Genomic DNA, 17,862 nt, shown 5'->3' on the forward strand with positions numbered 1-17,862 from the left:
GACCGCCCTTGCCGGGGTGGGGCCGTCCGGTCAACATCTCTCAAATTGAAAGGTTCGGTCCATCATGGCATTTCGTATCACCCCCGCATCTGAGGCAAAGGTCGAATTTGAGGTGCCTATGAAAGACGGCTCCGTGCTGGCTTTCGCATTGCCGCACATGAACTTCATGGACGAAGACCTAGCCCGAAAGATGAAGAAAAACCTCACCGCGCTAGACGCGCCCGTTCCAGTGCTGGATGCCGAGGGTAACCCGATTCTTGATGAAGAGGGCAACCCGGAGACCGAGGTGCCGCGCCGGACCATGCACGAGACCACCCGAGACTCGGCCCGGGCCATGCTCAGCGCGGTACTCGATGAGTCGCTGTGCGACCGGCTGATGACGCTCACGGTCGGCGAACTGGATCAGATTCTTGCCCACTGGGCCAAGGAGTCTCAGAAGCCAGTCGGACCGGATGGCCAGACCCGCGACAACGGCGAGCCTGGCGTCAGCCTGGGGGAATCTTCCGCCTCCTCGAACTCCTAGACGAGTGGGGGGAGGCGATCCAAGCCGACCTAATGGATCGCCAGCTTCACCGTCGTGACATCGGCTCACTGCTGATGTCCTGGCAGGAATTGCGTGTGTTCCTGGAGAACTTGGGCACCAACTCCGCGCTGTTCCGTGCACGTCATCCGCGCACGTGGGCATGGGACCTGAACGTAGATCTACTGTGCGCCATCCTTTTCACGCTTCAAGGCGCGAACTGGCAGCGCGCGGGCGGCCGAGGTTCCAAGCCCAAACAGATCAAGAGGCCCAGCGACGAAGGGCCATCGATCGATCCGAATATCCCTATGGCCGTGCGTAAACAGCGGCACGACGACGAGATCGCCCGTCGTCGTGCGGTGCGAGACAAGAGGCGTGGCAGGAAATCACAGATGATCCCGAGAGGAGTGAGCGTTGGCTAAAGGCGTAGAGCTGGCTGTTGGATACGTCTCGCTCGTGGCAGAGACTCGCGATCTGCAAAAGGGTGTCACTCGCGCACTGAATGCCGCTGGAAACGACGCTGACGCCATCGGCCGGCGCATGGGGCGCGATCTAGGACAGGGGGCGTCCACGTCGTTCGGCGACATCATGAAGAAGGGTCTCGCTACTGCGGGCATCGCGGGCGGCCTTGCGTCGATCACCGCTGGATTCACCGCCGCCGTCAAGTCGGGGACTGAGTTTCAGCGGAATTTGAACACCCTTCAGGGCGCATCGAACGCATCGGCGGCCGAGATGGCCCAGATCAGCGCCAGGGCTCGCGAGCTTGGTAGGGACGTGACACTGACTGGCACCTCCGCGCAGGATGCCGCAGCCGCAATGACCGAGTTGGTGAAGGGTGGCCTGAACGTAAGGCAGGCGATGGAGGCCGCACGCGGGACTCTCCAACTCGCCACCGCCGCACAAGTGGACGCCGCAACTGCTGCCGAAATTCAGGCTCGCACTCTCAACACCTTCGGCCTTGGTGCGGAGTCCGCGGCCATGGTCGCCGACAACCTCTCGAATGCCGCCGCCGCAGCAAGTGGTGAAATCACCGATGTCGCCTACGCAATGCAGGCTGGCGGCGCAGTCGCATCCAACTTCGGCCTGTCCGTCGAAGATACGACCACCGCACTCGCGCTGTTTGCCAAGAACGGCATCATCGGCAGTGACGCCGGAACGATGCTCAAGGCATCACTGCTGGCCATCACCGATTCGAGTAAGCCCGCCCAGGGTGCGATCGAAGAGTTGGGTCTGACTCTATACGACCAGCAGGGGCGCTTTGTCGGCATCCGCTCGATGATGGACCAGCTCAATCAGGCCGCAAAGCGGATGACGCCGGAGATGTTCCAATCCGCGACCACAACGCTCTACGGCTCGGACGCTGCCCGTATCGCCGGTATCGCAGCGCGGACGAGCGGCAAAGACTTCGACGTGATGCGGGAGGCTGTCACCAAACAAGGGGGCGCGGCACGTCTGGCCTCTGCTCAGCTCACGGGTCTACCGGGAGTCTTTGAACGTCTGTCGAATACGGTCGATGACGCCAAGCTTCAATTGTCGGATCTAGTTGATGGTCCGCTCATACAGGTCGGCAACTGGGTCAACACGACGCTTGGCGACCTCCTAGATGCACTGAAGGGCGACACCAGTAGTGGCGTCTTTTCAGACATCACTGAAGGGGTCAAAGAGGCATGGCCGGATATTCAGAAGTTCGGCAAGGCGCTCGGTGAGGTTCTCCAAACGCTTGGCAGCGCGGCGTGGACCGGCTTCGTAGAAGCGCTGAAAGTCGCTGGCGACGTTATCGGATTCGTTGCGCCGCTGCTGAGTACGGTCGCAAGCGCGCTCGACGGTCAAGAGTCGTTGGTTACCGCGGTCGCGGTGGCATGGGCTTCATGGAAGTTCATCCCCGCACTTCTAGACCGGCTTCCGGGTCCGCTGGGTAACCTGCGGCAGACCCTACCCGGTGTTGTCACCGGCATGCGTGGATTCCGCGAAGAGATGCAGTTACAGCGCAGTCTTGGGGCCGCCCAGGGTGTCCAGTTGAACGGCATGAACGCAGCTCTTGCCACCATGCAGGCGCGGTATTCGGTACTTGGTCGCATGGGTGAGGCGTACCGCTCAGGTGTCGATGGTGCCGAACGGTTCGGGCGTACAGCGGGTGTGGCACGTGCAGCGACCGCTGGCTTGTCCACCGCGGCAGGCGGTCTCATGTCAGCACTCGGTGGCCCGTGGGGGTTGGCACTTGGCGGTGCATCAGTCGCACTGGGCCTACTCGCCGCGAAGCACCAAGAGGCTGCTGACAAGGCTGCTCAACAGCGTCAGGAAGAGGAAGCACTTCGCGCCACGCTAGACAAATCCACTGGGCGAATCACTGAGCAGACGCGTGAACAGGTCGCGACCAAGTTTCAGGAGATCAACACCGATCAGCGCGCACGCAGCTACGGCCTAGATCCCACGCAGCTTCTCGACGCAGCCCTAGGAACTGGTGATCCCAACGCGTACAACGACATCCGCAATAGGGCTGCCGACATCATCGGTGAGCAAGTAGGCGATAAGGGGTTGCGAACCAGAAGCGCGATGATCGACATCCGCAATGCGGGTATCACCAATGAAGAACTGACGCAGGCACTTCTGCGCGAGGGCACCGCGTGGGATGACGTTAACAAGAAGCTCAGTGACTATCAGTCAAACCAGAAGAGCATCAACAAGGACTACCAGAAAGGTGTTGAGGGGCTTCAGGGCTTCATCGACATCATGCCCGATGTGCGCGAGTCGTTTATCACGATGACGCAGAACATCAATGAGCAGCGCAATTCCATCGGCGACATGTCGCAGAAGCAGCGCGACCTCCAGTCGATGCTCGAAGGCACTTGGCGCGCAACAGAAGAAGGCGTAAAGCGCTTCAAGGAGCTTGGCGCATCCATTGTCCAAGTGCCAGATAGTAAGTCGGTTGTCGTCACCGCGTTGACCGAGGATGCCCAGAACAAACTTAAGGGCCTTGGCTACGAAGTTCAGAAAATGAAGGACGGCAATTTCAAGGTTGTTGCCGAAACCGACGACGCCAAGCGCCGAATTGCAGAGCTGATCGAAAAGATCAATCAGCCGCACACCATGACGATTCAGGCGCAGATGACAGGTTTGGGCGCCATTCTGCCTGGACCCATCGGCCCCGTAGCGGGTGCCTTGCAGCAACTTCCGAAGAAGAAGGATGGCGGCGCGGTCTACGGCCCCGGTAGCGGAAAGTCCGACGACGTACTCATGTGGGGTTCGCAGGGTGAGCACATGCTTACCGCTGACGACGTTGACAACATGGGCGGACACAGAGGCGTGTTCCAACTTCGCCGGGCGGCGGCGCAGGGCATGCTTCCGGGGTTCAAGGATGGCGGACCCGTTGACCTGGAAGACCTCTTCGGCGGCGACCTCGGTCCGGGTCTGGCGGATGAAGCGGGCTTGCAGAGCAAGACAATTCTGATCAACCGCGCTATTTCGATGCTGTTCGGTGATCGAATTCGGAAGATCGGCGGCATGCGCGCCGACTCGCTGCCGTACCACCCGTCTGGGCGCGCACTTGACATCATGATTCCAGATTCGAGTACACCCGAGGGGAAGCAACTCGGGGACGATATTCGTCGCCACCTGCTGGAGAATGCCAGCGCTTACGGTCTCGAAGATGTTATTTGGCAACAGAACTGGACCGGGGCGAACGGCCAATCGAACCGGATGGACGACCGCGGTAACCCGACCGCCAACCATATGGATCACGTTCACGCCACGTCTATCGGAGGCGGGAAGCCTCGCAAAAACACCCGGTTTGTGTTGCCCGCGAAGGTGCGACGCCAGCTCACCGAGCAGTACATGGCCAATGGTGGCACCGGGCCAGCCAACGCCGCCAGCCTCATGGGGCAGATCATGGGTAACGGCGGCATTCCAACGGGGCGCGAAAGCGGCGTGAGTGCCCTGGCTGCCGGTGGCATGAACGATCGCGGCACCGACCGCACCGAAGGCTACATTCCCGCCGCGGCCGGTAGCACCGGCACTGCGGGCACCAGTTTCGCCTCCGGGCTGCTGAACATGGGTGCCGAGGCAGTCAACGGGCTCATCGATCAGGCCGCGTCAGCGGCGGCCACAGCAGCATCAGCGGCCGCCACAGCCGGCAGCTTCGGCGCTGGCGGTCAAGCCGCAGGTCCGGCCGCCGCTGCGGCGATCGGTCTCGGGGCGAACGCGGCCAAGCGTGGTGTGAGCTGGGGCTTCCAGATGGCCGGTATCGGCGTGGACGCGCTGGTTGAGCAGTTGTTCCCATTCGGCGCTCCCCGCTGGCTGGGCTACGACTACACCGGCTTTGTCCCGCAGCTCCAGAATCAGAGCGCTGCCACCACGACATTGGAAAAGGCGGAGGCGCAGAAGTCGGCCGTCGATCCCAATACGAAAGAGCACGGCGAGGGCCTAGGTGCCGCACCCGGCCCCGAGCTACCCGGCGCACCCGTCCAGGCGGGGCAGATGCCCGGCTCTGGCGCGCCTGGCACACAGACACAGGCGCAGCCCGGCGCACTGCCTGGTGTGGGTGGTGGTCAGGGGCCGTTGCCGCCACCCCCCGCTAGCTCCAATCCGTTCGGCACGAAAACCGGACCCGGTCCTGCAGCACCGCCGCCGACGATGGACGGCCCGCCCGCGGCGACACCGCAGCAGCAGAATCCGAACTCACCGATGGGCCCGGAATGGCTCAAAATGATGGGCATTTTTGACTCCGGCGGCATGCTGCCGCCTGGTGGTATGGCAATCAACCTGTCGAAGTCGCCCGAGCCTGTTCTAACCGGCCGCCAGTGGGCCGATGTCAGCACCGCGGCCGCGCGCCAGCCGCTAGAGCCGGGTGCCCTACAGGGCAACGACTACAGCATCAAGGTCGACAACATCAACGTCAAGGATGTGGACGAATTGATGGGCCAGCTCAACGACAAGCAGAAGCTCCAGATGATGCGGTACGCGGGGCGACCGTGAGTAGCAATCCGTTCATCGTCCAGCCTGATCGCTATGAGTCGCAGATTCTTTCGATGTGGATCAGTGGTGACGGTCGCCGATTCCACACGCATGGCGAGGTCGAGGGACATGAGGGTGTCTGGAATGCCAAGGGTCAGGTGCAGGGCATCTATGACGCCCCGGTCAAGACCACCTGGAAGGCGGGCGCGTTCCAGGATGGCGCGACCCAGAAGGGCAAGAAGGTTCTGCACCGAGATCTCACGCTTGGATTCCATTGCATCGAAACACTTGGCCGCACAATGGAAGAGAACGAATCAGACTTCCGCAAGATCTTCGCCTACGAAGTGGATGAGTGGGACGACAATCCCGAGCCGATCACGCTAGGCATCGAGACTGAGAAGTCTGGCGTGCGCATGCTTGACGTGTTGATGTATGAGAACCCTGTCATTGAATCTGACATCGATCCGATCAAACAGCAGTACCTCAACCTTATTCTGAAACTCCGTGCAGGTCAACCGATGTGGTATGAAACCCCGGTCATCACCGAGTTTTCGGATGGCGGTGCCGACGGTGTGGGGTTCATCGAGATCGAAAACCCGACAGATCAGCCCATGCGGCACAAGTGGATTCTGACTCGCGCAGAGTGGGAGATCCCGGATTTCAGCTGGCGCGGCAAGAAGTACGCGCGCAAACCCGGTGGCGCCTACCGCTCTAGGGTGCTGTCGATTCCGCCGATCACCGCGGTGCAGGGTGGCGCGGTCATCAGCCTGAACAAGCAGGACTTGATGATTCGCGATGCGCACTACACCAACATGTTGCCGCTGATGAATGGCCGATTCTTCATGCACGTCATCCCGCCGTACACCCCGAAGCAGCAGATTCCGATCAGCTACAAGAACGCCCCCGCTGGAGGCGCGATGGCTCAACTGATACAGCCGCGGCTCTGGTCGCGGCCATGGGGTCTTGAGTGAGCGTCAACGACGCCACCGCCGTACTCGACTACGAACCCATTCAGCTCGACTTCGACAACCTAGACCTGCGCGCGCAGTGCGAGGCGATCTGGGACGAGACGATCAAGCAAGAGCGCGCCGAGATCAGACTTCGCCGACAGCCACCGATCGTCCGCATCTTCGACGGTGAATGGGAACTACACCACGTACTGGCCACCGAGTACCGCGCCGAATTCTCGTTTATTTCCAACGACTCTGGCCCCGGACAGACAGACATTCCATTCACGTCAGAAGTGGCGCAATGGATTCACGACATGCAGGGCCGCATGGACCGTGGCGAGAAGCGAAACGTCCACATCACCGTGGACTACTGTGGCGCGCGCTGGTCTGGCCGACTCGACAAGGCAACACTCAAGTCAGACGAAGATGGCGACCAAACACTCAGTGTCACTTGGCTTCACGACTACGAGAATCTTAAATGGTACAGTGTTTGGAGCAATCCATTCTTGCCCGCGGCGTTCCAAGCGCCGCGCGCGTTCATTCTCGCGGGTCCTGTCCCATGGATTCTGAAAATGAGCCTGTTCCTGCAATTTTTCCGGGAACACAACCCGCTCATCACGATTCCCGATGATCCGCTGAATCTGGCGAGCTGGTTCTCAGGGCTAGATCAGTCCACCTGGAGCATTGTCGTCAAGCCGACCTCATTCTTCGAGGCAATGGCCAGCGGTGCCGTGTGGGGCATGGTGTCGTCTCGATGGGCCAACTGGCACGACATGGCAAAGATTATGCTCGAAGACGCCGAGTACAGCGTTGTGTGCCGCCGCTGGCTAGAGGGCGACCCCGAGCCGTGGCCCGGTGCGAAACTGCGCAGCGGAACCCTAGTCATCGACATCGTGGACAAGTCCGGCGTGATGATCGGAACGTCACACGGCGGCACCATGTTCGACGGATTATTCCGTACCGCAGCCGAATTCGCCGACGACTTCATTGACTCGACCGACGACCTGATCGCCGATAACGACATCCCCGAGGACTACTTCATCCCCGGACTGCGGCTTACCCGCAAGGAGATGCCGTACGTCATATACCGCGACGGTGACCAATCACCCATCCAGACATCGGAATTCACCGTGTCACCCGCCAAGGGTATTCAGGTGAACGTCGGCGGGCACTCGATGCCTGGCGTCAATGAGGCCATCAGCGCGTCTATACAGGCCGGGTTCGACATTCTTGGCGGTATCGCCCAGATCGGCTCACTCGGTGGCACAGTTGACACACTGGTCAAACCCCTCTACGAGGACACTGTTCTAGCGTGGTGGTCGGTCAAATCAACTCAGCGGGCGCAGAATTCGGGATGGTCTCGGTATTTCGAGTACTTCCAAGATGGCGCGAACAAAGCGTACACCATCGCGGCGCTGATGGTGCTTCGTGCTGGCTTCTGGGCGACGAAGACAACCATCAGTTGCAAGGTGTCAGTGGTAGATGGTGCCCCATTCATGGTGGGCGACAGCGGCCTTGGGCACTTCTTTCTAGATGACCGTGTAGGTATCGCCCTGCGCAATGACACGCGGAACCGAATCCAGATGGACAGGTGCCGCCGCATCGACCTCAAGTGGGATGAGGAGACCCCACCGGAATGGCAACTGACCATCGGCGACGAACGCGCGCTACAGGACCCGGCACAGCGGGCCTGGGGCAAGATCGAGTCCATCGTCGCCGCCCTGCGAGATCTGGGAGTGTACTAAGTGACGATGCCCGCGATGAATCCCAATTTCGGGATGAACGGTGCCAACGCTCAAGACTACGAGTTCTCCAAAGGCTTTCCCACACACGAGAATTGCGACCTTGAGAACCCGCGAGAGATGTTTCTATGGATGCTCGTCGCACTACCTGGCGTCGTCGGCGCTCAGCTCGTCATGCCCATTGGTTACAACATGGCGGTCTCTGAACACCTCTACGAATGTGGCGCGGGCCTGGTGCGCGAGCCGGTCAAGAAGTGGATTCCACCGAAGGCAAACGGCCCGCACTGGATGACCTCACCGGGGCAGTGGGTACCTATGGAAACACCTGTCGAGGAGCAGCATCCAGCCGATGTGGCAATCAACAAGCTGTCCCGTCTCCAGCAGGCAGAGCTTCTAGAGCGCCTACTCAAGATGCGTGAGGGCGGTGATCTGTGACCCAGCCCGATCAGCTCAACCCTGAACAAGCGGCCAATTACGACAGCCTGGCCTCCTGGGCGGAGATGACCGAGATCGACTGGCGTAACAAGTACAATGCGCCCTATCAGACAGCGCTAGATCAGTTCACGGGCGGATTCTTCGGTGGCCTGCCAACGGGTATGCCGCACAGCCTGGCGATGCTAACGGCGTTGATTCGCAAGCTGATCGGCAATCCGTTTGCGATATTCCCCTCCGCCGAGGAGGCGCTGGACGCGCTGTTTCAAATTCCGATCATCGGCGATCTGCTGTCGATCGTCTTCCGCGGCACGATTCCGCGATCTTGGATTTCTGATGTCATCGAAGATCTGATCAGTGGCGCTGGACAGTTCCTCAACGCATTGAGCGTGAGCGGCAACCCCTTCCTCCAGTGGGACCCCGCCAAGCCAGGCTGGCAGTCTGGCGGGTCAGCCAAGATGAGTGCCAACGGAACCCAACAGTCAGCACGCTCAGAGATTTTCAATGTTGTTCCCGGACAGGTACTTGAGCTACCAGCGGGCACCATGTGGTCAAGCCTGACCGCCACGCCGGGGACGAATCCCATCAAGGTTGGCTTCGCTACCTGGGACGCGAATAAGAATCCGTTGCCCGATGTGATCACCGGCCAGTTGCAACCTCCCGCGGCTAACGGCATCTGGCAAGCCATGCCGTCCCAGCCCTGGAAAGTAGAGAGTGGGGTGGCCTTCGCCGCGCCGCTCCTGATGCTCGACTCCGGCGCAATTTCGGGCGATGTGTGGTTCTCGAATGTATTGCCGCACATGTCAAACAAGATCAACCCGCTGGATCTGCAAAGTATCCTAGAGGGTGGCAACAACATCGCCGAAGACATCCAGAACACCTGGAATAGCTTCTGGAATGGTGTGTTTGGTGGAAGCGCCACCGGCAAGACGCCGGACGATGTGAAGGCCGCTGCTGGACATGTCACATCAGTAGCCAGTGATGCCAGCGCCGCCGCACAGTTCGCAGCTTCGATGGTCATCCGGCCTCGGCGCAGTCCACGCTGGATCTCCACTGGAACTCACGATGATGTTTCGTTCCCAATCATTTCGGCACAGTCGATGTTCACCCCTGCGCTGAATGACATCACCTACATCCCCATCACGCCGGACACGGATCGAGTCTATAAGGCGCTGAAGTTCGGGCTCGTCGGCTCAGCAATGACCAACTGCTATGTCGGCGTATACAAGATCGAGACAGACGGAACACTCACCCTGGCAGTGAATCTCGGCGATAAGAAGCCAAGCCTGACGGCATCCAAGGTTCAGACATTCGCCATCCCCGGCGGTGTCGGGGTCGGTCGAGGGGAGACCGTATTCATCGCGGTACGACAGGTCGGTGGCACTGCCGGTCAGATGTTCACCACCCCTTCATTGCTTCAGGTGACGGAGGTTGTGCAGCCATTGCCGACGTACCCCACAGAGAAGAACAACACTGGCAGTGGGCTTCCCGGTTCTATCTCGGGCGCGATAGTTCGCTCCGAGTCCGCGCCCGCCTGGGGTGCACTCGGTGAGACACTTCTGGATTCGCCGTGGACAGACTTCTCAACACCAGGCACACATTCCTTCCTGATCCCTACAGATGCTCGCTATATCTACATCATTGGGTCTAGCGCTGGCGGGGGCGGTGGCGGTGGCGACGGCGGTTGGAACAAGCCGGGTGAAGGTGGACGCCGCGGGCAATGGGCGGCGGTAAGTCTAGAGCGGGGCGTTGGCATTCCCTGGGATGTCACGGAGTTGGAGATTTACCTCCCGTCTGGCGGCGCAGGCGCTCCCAGCAGAGAGCAGAACGGCAGCGCAGGCGGCGCCTTGAATGTCCACTTCGCCGATAGTCCATTCACGGTCCTACTGAACATCCCCGGTGGTGCGGGTGGGCGACTGGCATACGGCGGGTTTTTCAATCGCGACCCGGTAGGTGAGGCCCAAGTGAACTACCCGTTCTTTGGTCGGCTCTTTGTGGGCGGCCTCGCCGCGGCAATGGACACCAACGGCAATCCACCTGGCGGTGGCGGTGGCGGCGGTGAGGGCGGGGTCGGCGGATCGGCTAATGGCGGTCGTCCGGGTGGCACCGGCTTCTGCGCGATTAGGACAGCCTGATGCCCCAGGGCTTCCCGGTCAAGAGTTCCGGTGGCCAATGGTACGGACGATTCAGCGCGTCAGTCCCCTCCATCCCGTCAGCAGAGGCGTTCGGCACCCCCGAGCTGGTGAAGCTTGTCTACAACCTGCGACCTACCAGCATCCCGTCCGCAGAAGCCTTCGGCTCGATGCTGGTCACATTCCCGCAGTTCACTTACCCCACCGGCATCCCGTCAGGGGAGGCGTTCGGTACAGCGCTTATCCGCAGTTCTTTCAACCCCGTATCCATTCCCTCGGAAGAGGCGTTCGGCGGGCCGACAATCTCAGTTGGCCCGGTCACCTTTACCCCTACAGGTATCCCATCGGCCGAGGCGTTCGGCACCGCGAAGTTCTCCCATGTCGTCATCGTGACGGCGGGCATCGCGTCAGCCGAAGTGGTGCCAGCCCCACGGGTAGGGCGCAACATCGGCGCGACCGGCATCGCCAGCGGCGAAGCATTCGGAACAGCGACAGTCAACCGCGGCGCTGTCAGTGTCACTGCGTCGGGCATCCCATCGGCCGAGGCGTTCGGCGCGGCCACCTTCACGCAGCCGGCGACCGTCAATTACAGCACTCAAGGCGTGGGGAGTGAGACAACCTCGTCACCCACCCAGGTCACGATCAGTCCGAATGCTGGCGAGGACGTGCTGGCCTTCTTCTCGGTCGGCGACGGCGGTGTCATGGGCGCTACCTACGGCGCGAGCAATCTGCCTATGACATGCGTTGGCCAAGCACTGTCATCGAGTAGCACGTTGATCGTGTGTTACCTGATCCGCAATGTTGCTGCGGGTAGCGCAACCATCAATCTGACGAAGATCGGCAACAACTGGGGTCAAGCGGTTGCCGTGTCCTACGCCGGGGCGCAGGGCTTCCGAACGGCTAAACATGTTGTAGGCAACGGAACTTCATTCTCGCAGGCCGTAACCGTTCCGCTCAATGGCCGTACGGTACATGCATTCACGCCCGGTGAGAACAGCACCACCTTGTCAAGTCTCACAGGTGGTACTAGCCGCTATCTGGACAACGCCGGATTTCTTACGCAGTCGATAAGAGATACGGACGCGGATACCTCCTTCACAGGCACACTAAGCGCTAGCCGGCCGTGGGCAGCTTTGGCGGTGGCGCTGCGCGCAACCGCGGTTGGTGGCGTCACTCCGGGAGTTAGCGCGGGAACTGCCAGTGAAGGCAATGGCGACACGCGCACGTTTGATGTCTACGCAGCGACAGGCGATTACGTGTATGCCGTAGTCGCGCAGGACCGAACCGGCAATCCCTCATCGGTCACGTGCGCGGGCACGGCGATGACCTTGATGGACACTCAGACTTTCACTACCGGCGTTGGTACTGGGTTCCTGAAGGTCTACCGCAGTGCATCCGCGATGGGTTCGGCTGGCGCTAAGACGGTTTCCATCACCGCCACAGGCGGCGGTTGGTGGCGTGGCTGCGGTATCGCGGTGTCGGGTGTCACCTCGCCGTCAGGGGTAGTCACCAAAACCTCGGGCTCATCGTCACAACCATCACAGGCCGTCACCTGTTCAGCCGGTGAGTTGATCCTTCAGTTCTTCGCGACTGCTACGGAGCCGACCGGAACTGAGGGGGCCGCGACCCTGTGGCTCTCTCCGGGTGGTTCGTTCATGTTCCCCGTGATCAGCATTTCGGACGAGTCAACGACTTTCAAGCTCTCGAACACCTCTATCAACTGGGGTGCGATCGCCGTGGTTCTCAGCTAGCCGCAAGCCACTCAAGAAATACCAGGGGTCGATATGCCATCGACCCCATCTAGCCCTGCGCAAAGAAAGTGGGAATCAAGATGGCAAATGCTCTGTACGACAAGGGACGTGAAGCTTTCGCGACCGGTGGCATCAACTGGACTGGCGACACCATCAAGGTCGTGTTGGTTGATACCGGCGCATACACAGTGAATCTCGCTACACATCAATTCCTTTCGGACATCCCGGCTGGTGCACGAATCGCTACCTCATCGGCGTTGGGTTCCAAGACGGCGACCGCGGGCGTCTGCGATGCGGCTGATGTCACGCACCCTGCCGTCGCTGGCGCAAGCATCGAGGCGGCAGTGATCATCAAAGACACCGGCAGCGCTGCCACATCACCGCTGATCGCCTACATCGACACCGCGACCGGACTCCCAGTGACTCCCAACGGTGGTGACATCAACGTCGTTTGGGACAACGGCGCGAACAAGATATTCAAGCTGTGAACCCGCGGTCGCTCGTCAAATGGCTTGTGCCGGTCGTGCTTGATGCTGTCCAGGACTATCTCAAGAAAAACCCCGAGCTGTTAGATCAGTTCGGTGAGATCATCACCGCCAAGCTCGTGGCGGCGCTGCCAAGGGTCATCGACAATCTGACCAACATCACCCCCTGGAAGATCGACGATGTCGTGCTGGACAGTCTCGCGAAACGCATCGTGAACCTACTGCCGTCATTCCTGCCTGATTTTCTGAAATTCAGGCGGCCGTAGATGAATCGGCTCGTGCAGACAGCGCTGTTTGGTGCCGGCCTAGCGAGTGTTGCCGCACTCACGGCAGGACTGACATTCATCATCCTCACCCGTCTCTACTCACCGGGTGAGAAGGACCCGCGCCTTGCGGAAGGGAAACACGGATGGTGATCCGATGATGCGTTTCACGCGATCGAGGCCGATGATGACACGCGAAGAGATTGCACAAGAAGTTATTTCAGTAGCAGCGATGCTCGGCGTGGAGCCGAAGGGTGTCAAGATCGCGCTCGCTACGATCGCCGTGGAGGTTGGCACGACTAACCCCGAGTCTGGCGAGTACGGCTGGTGGTGCTTCGCCAACATCAAAGACCCGCAATGCCTGGCGCTGCCACACGACGCTGAGGGGGACGACGGCTACTCATCGGGATACTTTCAGCAGCAGGCGCCCAAAGGTGCAAACTGGGGGTGGGGTGGACTGTTCGGCGATCCCGTTGGTGCATTCCGCCGCATGGACATTCGCGAGTCCTCACGCATGTTTCTGGAGGCGCTGTTGCGCCTGTCGTATGACTACCGCGGTAATTCGCGCTCACCGGGCCGGATGGCCCAGGACGTACAGCGATCGGCGTTCCCGGACCGCTACGACGAGCACTGGCGCGAAGCCAACGAAGTCTATGACCGCGCCGTCAGTGGCAATCCCGGCGAGCCGGAACAGCCCTCGGGACCATGGACGGGTGACCCCGTATGGCTCGCCGACGTGCTGCGCGCCGAGGGCGTGGCCGTAGTCGAGTGCTCCGTAGGCGATGTGAGCTGGCTGGAGCGCGGCCACGGCGACATGGGCTCACTCTGGGGTGTCGTCAATCACCACACCGGAAGTAACGGCTCAACGTGGCGATCCATCTGGGATGGACGTCCAGACCTGCCAGGGCCACTGTCGCACATCCATTTACGCCGCGATGGCGTGGCTGAGCTTGTCGCTGTCGGTGTGTGTTGGCATGCGGGAACAGGCGCGTACGGCGATCTGAGGCCCGGTACAGGTAATCAGCGGACCATAGGCATTGAATGCCAGAACGATGGCGGCGGCTCATCCGATCTGCCTTTACGCCATCGCAGCTCGTGGCCCGACTCCCAATATGAGGCGCTGGTCAAGATCAACGCCGCGATCGGTCGCCGCCTCGGCGTTGATGCAAGCCGAAGCATCTCGCACAAGGAATACGACGACGGCGACCCGCAGACCGATGAGGGCAAGTGGGACCCCGGCCAGATCGACATGGACATCTTCCGTGCCGATGTTCAGCGTCAAATCGGCTCCAACACAGGAGGTTTCCTCATGGCACTATCGGACGACGAACAGCGCGAGATCTTGGGCTACGTTCGGGAGCAGCGAGAGATCGTGGAATCACTCTCTCCGCTGCGCCATCTCGGTGAGAAGAAGGCGAACAACATTGCCGGGTACATCAGGGTGATGGACGCCAACAGCCACGTCGAGGCGATTGAGAAGCGCGCTGGGTACGGAGACGCCAAAGCGATTGAGCTACTGGAGGAGATCGCTGGGGCAGACCCCGACGAGTACCCGGATCGTCAGCGAGACGCCGAGCTAGCCCGTCGCATCCTGGCTAAGGTCAGGGGCGAGAAGTGATCGTCAACGGTCAGTTTGTCGGCTACGGCCGAGGTGACAACGGTCCCGAGGTTGAGCGAGTCCGGTACTACCTCACCGAGAAGTTTCGATGGGCGCGCGACATGGGTATGACCCACGGCGACTACTTCGATGAACTCACTGAGCGCGTGTTGATTCAGTTCCAGAAGAACGTCGGGCTACCGGCAGTTGGCATCGCGAACTACGCGACCAGGCTGCGTTTGTACGGACTTAAACCGCTTCCATGGCAGCGCATTACCGTATACACGTTCGCCGGAACATGGTCCGCCGCGGACTGGGGTTTCCAGGCTGACGCGGCACGCGGGTTGGACCCCGGATTCTTCACCTGGGTGCCGATCGACTACCCAGCCAGTTTCGGCCCCATCCCCGGTGGTCCAGTCACCGGCATTACGTCGCTGTCGTACCAGGAATCGGTAGAGGTCGCTGTAAGGGCTGGCATCAAGCGGATCGCCGCGACGCCGGGCAAGTTCATGCTCGGTGGCTACTCGCAGGGTGCCGAGGCGGCATCGCGTCTATTGCGAGAGATCATTCACGGCGGCTCCCTGTCGCACCGCGCGAGTGACTTCATCGGCGGCTACACCTTTGGTAATCCGTGTCGCGAGGAGAACCACACCTGGCCCGGTGACACACTCGCGGGCCGCGGCATCTCGCCGAATCGCATCGAGGGCACGCCGCTCACCTGGCACGATTATGCACACGCTGGCGATATGTATACAGCCGTGCCGAATGGTGATGCTGGCGACGACATTACAGCCGTCTATGACGTGCTGACGCGTCTCCAGATTCACGACCCGTTTCAGATGGCCATAGATATGGTCGCGGCATTGACTGGCAAGGGTGGTCTGGCTGAGCAGATCGCCGAGCTGTTGGGTAACCCGCTGAACCTGATCGATGCCGCGCGCGCCGCTGGTATCGCGATTCGGTTCGCGGCATCCGGTGCTCGCGATCACGGCACCTACGGGATTGATGACGTAATGGACGGCTCAGGGCGTAGCTCTGTCCACCATGCCATCGATTCGATGAACGCATACGGTCGCAAAGTGCTTGCGGTGTAGCGAATTACGAGAGGATTAATCATGCCGAATCTGAGTGAAAAGCTGACATCGACACAGCGAATTGCGTTGTACGGCGTTACCTTCGTGGTACTCACGGGACTCGCCGCTGCCAATGTCATTGACAAAGAAGCGGTACCGCCGTTGCTGGACATGGCCGGAACCATGCTGGGTCTCGGAGTGATCGGCGTGGCCGGTCGAGTGCTGCACGAGCAGCGGCGAGACGGGTTGTTCTGACGTGAACTGGAGCGGCATCGGAGCCGACAACCTGATGGACTTGGTCGCCTACGGCATCATCGGCATTGCCTACGTGCTGTCGCAACGACAGACGCGCAATCAGTTGGAAGCCATTCGCGGTCAGGTCCAAAACGGTCATAAGACGCCGATGCGCACCGACCTTGACGAGGTGAAAGACGACGTTCGCGGTATACGAAAGGACTTTGGCGACTTTCGCTCTGAGGTCCGCACCGGGTTCCGCAATCTGCGCGAAGACCTCAATGCCGAACGCGACGAACGTATTGCGTCGGACCAGGAACTAGCGAAAAGGCACCGCCATGATCGGTAACGTCGCGATCGTCGATCGTATCAACCTCATTCAGGGCCAGGACCTCGCGCACCGATGGGACGTGCCAGTAGGTGATAACCTGCCCGCTGGCACCACCGTCACGCTGTACATGTACTCGCACAATTTCAGTGAGACGCTTGGCGTCTGGCCATCGATCGACGTTGACGCCTCCGGTGCGAGCTTCTTCATCGAGGCCGAGGACCTAGAGCCGATCCCAGCCGGGGCACGGTTTCGCGTCTATCTCGTCTACCCAGACGCCCCCAAGCCTCGGCTGGTCTGGATTCTTGGCACCGTCTCAAGGCAGGGGTAGCGGATGATTGACGAATCTGTTCTGAATGCTATGTGCACCACAATGGTTGGCTACTTCGATGAGGTCTCGCTACACAACAGCGAGCCCGGTGCCGGTGGTGCCAATGAGATGCCCGGCATCGCACGCAAGACACCGACATGGGCGCCTGCGGACAACGGCGAGTCAACGGCGGTAGTCACATTCGCGGCTTACGTCGGTGTATCGACACACATCGGCTTCTGGCATGCTGGTGCATTCGTAGGGTCCCGGCCGTTCGTTGCGAACTTCGAGGCCGCAGCCGATCTGGTTGTGGCGCTCAATCCATATGTGCAGGAACGCACATGACCCTGGTATTCCCACCTAAGCCGTTCACGCGGATGGTTCACGCGCGGCCCGGTGTGCTGTCCCAGCCCATCGAGGGTGTCGGCAAGGGTGCGCGCGTCGGCGTCGTTGCTGATGTGCGCGTGACGGGCAAGATGCACGTCACCGACACCTTCACCAACCTGGACAAGTTCGCCATGGTTTACGGCGGCCTGCCGTTCTTCGGTGGTGATCCCTATATCGACGCCGGAAAGCTAGCTGGCCGCGGCCTTGTGCGCCACAAGGTGCAGGCAATGAGCGACAACGGCCGCGCCAACGCGGTCATCGGCTCACTGGCTGGCGGCAAGACCCGGCTGGTGATCTGTGGTGACGCGTTGTTCAACACCTACTACGGCATCGAGGTTGAGACCGGCATCATCAATAACAAGCTGCACATCATCAAGGGCCGCGGTAACGCGGCGACGGTGACCAAGCACGCGACGGTCAGCGTTGCGTGGGCCAACAGCGATTCGGTGTCGGTGTGGTATGACGAGCCCAACCACACCATCCGCGCCTACCGGAACAACACGCAGGTAACGAGTCTGGCGGTGCGCGCTAATGAGATCAACCATGGACCGGGGTTCAGAAACCACGGCGTCGCGGTCGGAGTGGATCTGTTCCTAGGTGTGATCAACGTCGGCGCGCTGTTCACGTCATACGAATATCTCGACGTGTAGCGCTACCAAAACTGTAGGACATGAACTGTCAACTACCGGGCTACATTCAGCTCTGAGA

General features: G+C 60.5%; 17 protein-coding genes. All 17 read left to right on the top strand.

Annotation, left to right across the window (positions count from 1 at the left end):
- Positions 1 to 64: 64 nt before the first annotated feature.
- Positions 65 to 523, top strand: coding sequence for a hypothetical protein (locus BB28_RS07750; RefSeq protein WP_046253080.1), 459 nt, complete (start codon positions 65 to 67; stop codon positions 521 to 523).
- Positions 524 to 555: 32 nt separating this feature from the next.
- Positions 556 to 942 carry a hypothetical protein gene (locus BB28_RS24470; protein WP_052740143.1) on the top strand — a complete coding sequence of 129 codons (387 nt, stop codon included), beginning with the start codon at positions 556 to 558 and terminating at the stop codon, positions 940 to 942.
- Positions 935 to 5,491 carry a phage tail tape measure protein gene (locus BB28_RS07760; RefSeq protein WP_126315378.1) on the top strand — a complete coding sequence of 1,519 codons (4,557 nt, stop codon included), beginning with the start codon at positions 935 to 937 and terminating at the stop codon, positions 5,489 to 5,491. Before BB28_RS24470 ends, BB28_RS07760 begins: the two co-directional genes overlap by 8 nt.
- Positions 5,488 to 6,441: a hypothetical protein gene (locus BB28_RS07765; RefSeq protein WP_052740146.1), complete on the top strand. Its 954-nt coding sequence runs from the start codon at positions 5,488 to 5,490 to the stop codon at positions 6,439 to 6,441. Before BB28_RS07760 ends, BB28_RS07765 begins: the two co-directional genes overlap by 4 nt.
- Positions 6,438 to 8,165: a Gp37-like protein gene (locus BB28_RS07770; RefSeq protein ID WP_201257831.1), complete on the top strand. Its 1,728-nt coding sequence runs from the start codon at positions 6,438 to 6,440 to the stop codon at positions 8,163 to 8,165. Before BB28_RS07765 ends, BB28_RS07770 begins: the two co-directional genes overlap by 4 nt.
- A gap of 15 nt (positions 8,166 to 8,180) precedes the next feature.
- A complete protein-coding gene (locus BB28_RS07775; RefSeq protein WP_201257832.1) occupies positions 8,181 to 8,597 on the top strand; it encodes a phage gene 29 protein family protein in 417 nt (138 codons plus the stop codon).
- The gene (locus BB28_RS07780) at positions 8,594 to 10,729 is read left to right on the top strand and encodes a glycine-rich domain-containing protein (protein WP_225422007.1); all 2,136 of its coding nucleotides are present in this window, start codon (positions 8,594 to 8,596) and stop codon (positions 10,727 to 10,729) included. Before BB28_RS07775 ends, BB28_RS07780 begins: the two co-directional genes overlap by 4 nt.
- A complete protein-coding gene (locus tag BB28_RS07785; protein ID WP_225422008.1) occupies positions 10,729 to 12,477 on the top strand; it encodes a hypothetical protein in 1,749 nt (582 codons plus the stop codon). Before BB28_RS07780 ends, BB28_RS07785 begins: the two co-directional genes overlap by 1 nt.
- Before the next feature lie 80 nt (positions 12,478 to 12,557).
- Positions 12,558 to 12,965, top strand: a complete 408-nt coding sequence (locus tag BB28_RS07790) for a hypothetical protein (RefSeq protein WP_046255645.1) — start codon at positions 12,558 to 12,560, stop codon at positions 12,963 to 12,965.
- The gene (locus BB28_RS07795) at positions 12,962 to 13,228 is read left to right on the top strand and encodes a hypothetical protein (protein ID WP_046253081.1); all 267 of its coding nucleotides are present in this window, start codon (positions 12,962 to 12,964) and stop codon (positions 13,226 to 13,228) included. The genes BB28_RS07790 and BB28_RS07795 overlap by 4 nt, the downstream gene beginning before the upstream one ends.
- Positions 13,229 to 13,457: 229 nt before the next feature.
- On the top strand, positions 13,458 to 14,843 hold the full coding sequence (locus BB28_RS07800) for a peptidoglycan recognition protein family protein (protein WP_052740148.1): 1,386 nt from the start codon (positions 13,458 to 13,460) through the stop codon (positions 14,841 to 14,843).
- Positions 14,840 to 15,916, top strand: coding sequence for a PE-PPE domain-containing protein (locus BB28_RS07805; RefSeq protein WP_081252225.1), 1,077 nt, complete (start codon positions 14,840 to 14,842; stop codon positions 15,914 to 15,916). The genes BB28_RS07800 and BB28_RS07805 overlap by 4 nt, the downstream gene beginning before the upstream one ends.
- Before the next feature lie 21 nt (positions 15,917 to 15,937).
- Entirely contained in the window at positions 15,938 to 16,150 is a 213-nt protein-coding gene (locus BB28_RS07810; RefSeq protein WP_046253082.1) for a hypothetical protein, read from the top strand.
- A gap of 1 nt (position 16,151) precedes the next feature.
- On the top strand, positions 16,152 to 16,478 hold the full coding sequence (locus BB28_RS07815; protein WP_052740149.1) for a DUF2746 domain-containing protein: 327 nt from the start codon (positions 16,152 to 16,154) through the stop codon (positions 16,476 to 16,478).
- Positions 16,468 to 16,788, top strand: a complete 321-nt coding sequence (locus BB28_RS07820) for an LtfC-like domain-containing protein (RefSeq protein ID WP_046253083.1) — start codon at positions 16,468 to 16,470, stop codon at positions 16,786 to 16,788. The genes BB28_RS07815 and BB28_RS07820 overlap by 11 nt, the downstream gene beginning before the upstream one ends.
- A 30-nt stretch (positions 16,789 to 16,818) precedes the next feature.
- Positions 16,819 to 17,112, top strand: coding sequence for a hypothetical protein (locus BB28_RS07825; protein WP_126315379.1), 294 nt, complete (start codon positions 16,819 to 16,821; stop codon positions 17,110 to 17,112).
- Complete coding sequence (locus BB28_RS07830) at positions 17,109 to 17,804, top strand: hypothetical protein (protein WP_046253085.1); 696 nt, start codon at positions 17,109 to 17,111, stop codon at positions 17,802 to 17,804. Before BB28_RS07825 ends, BB28_RS07830 begins: the two co-directional genes overlap by 4 nt.
- The last annotated feature ends 58 nt before the right edge of the window (positions 17,805 to 17,862 follow it).

It is taken from the genome of Mycobacteroides chelonae CCUG 47445, from assembly GCF_001632805.1.
GTDB classification, from domain to species: Bacteria; Actinomycetota; Actinomycetes; order Mycobacteriales; family Mycobacteriaceae; genus Mycobacterium; species Mycobacterium chelonae.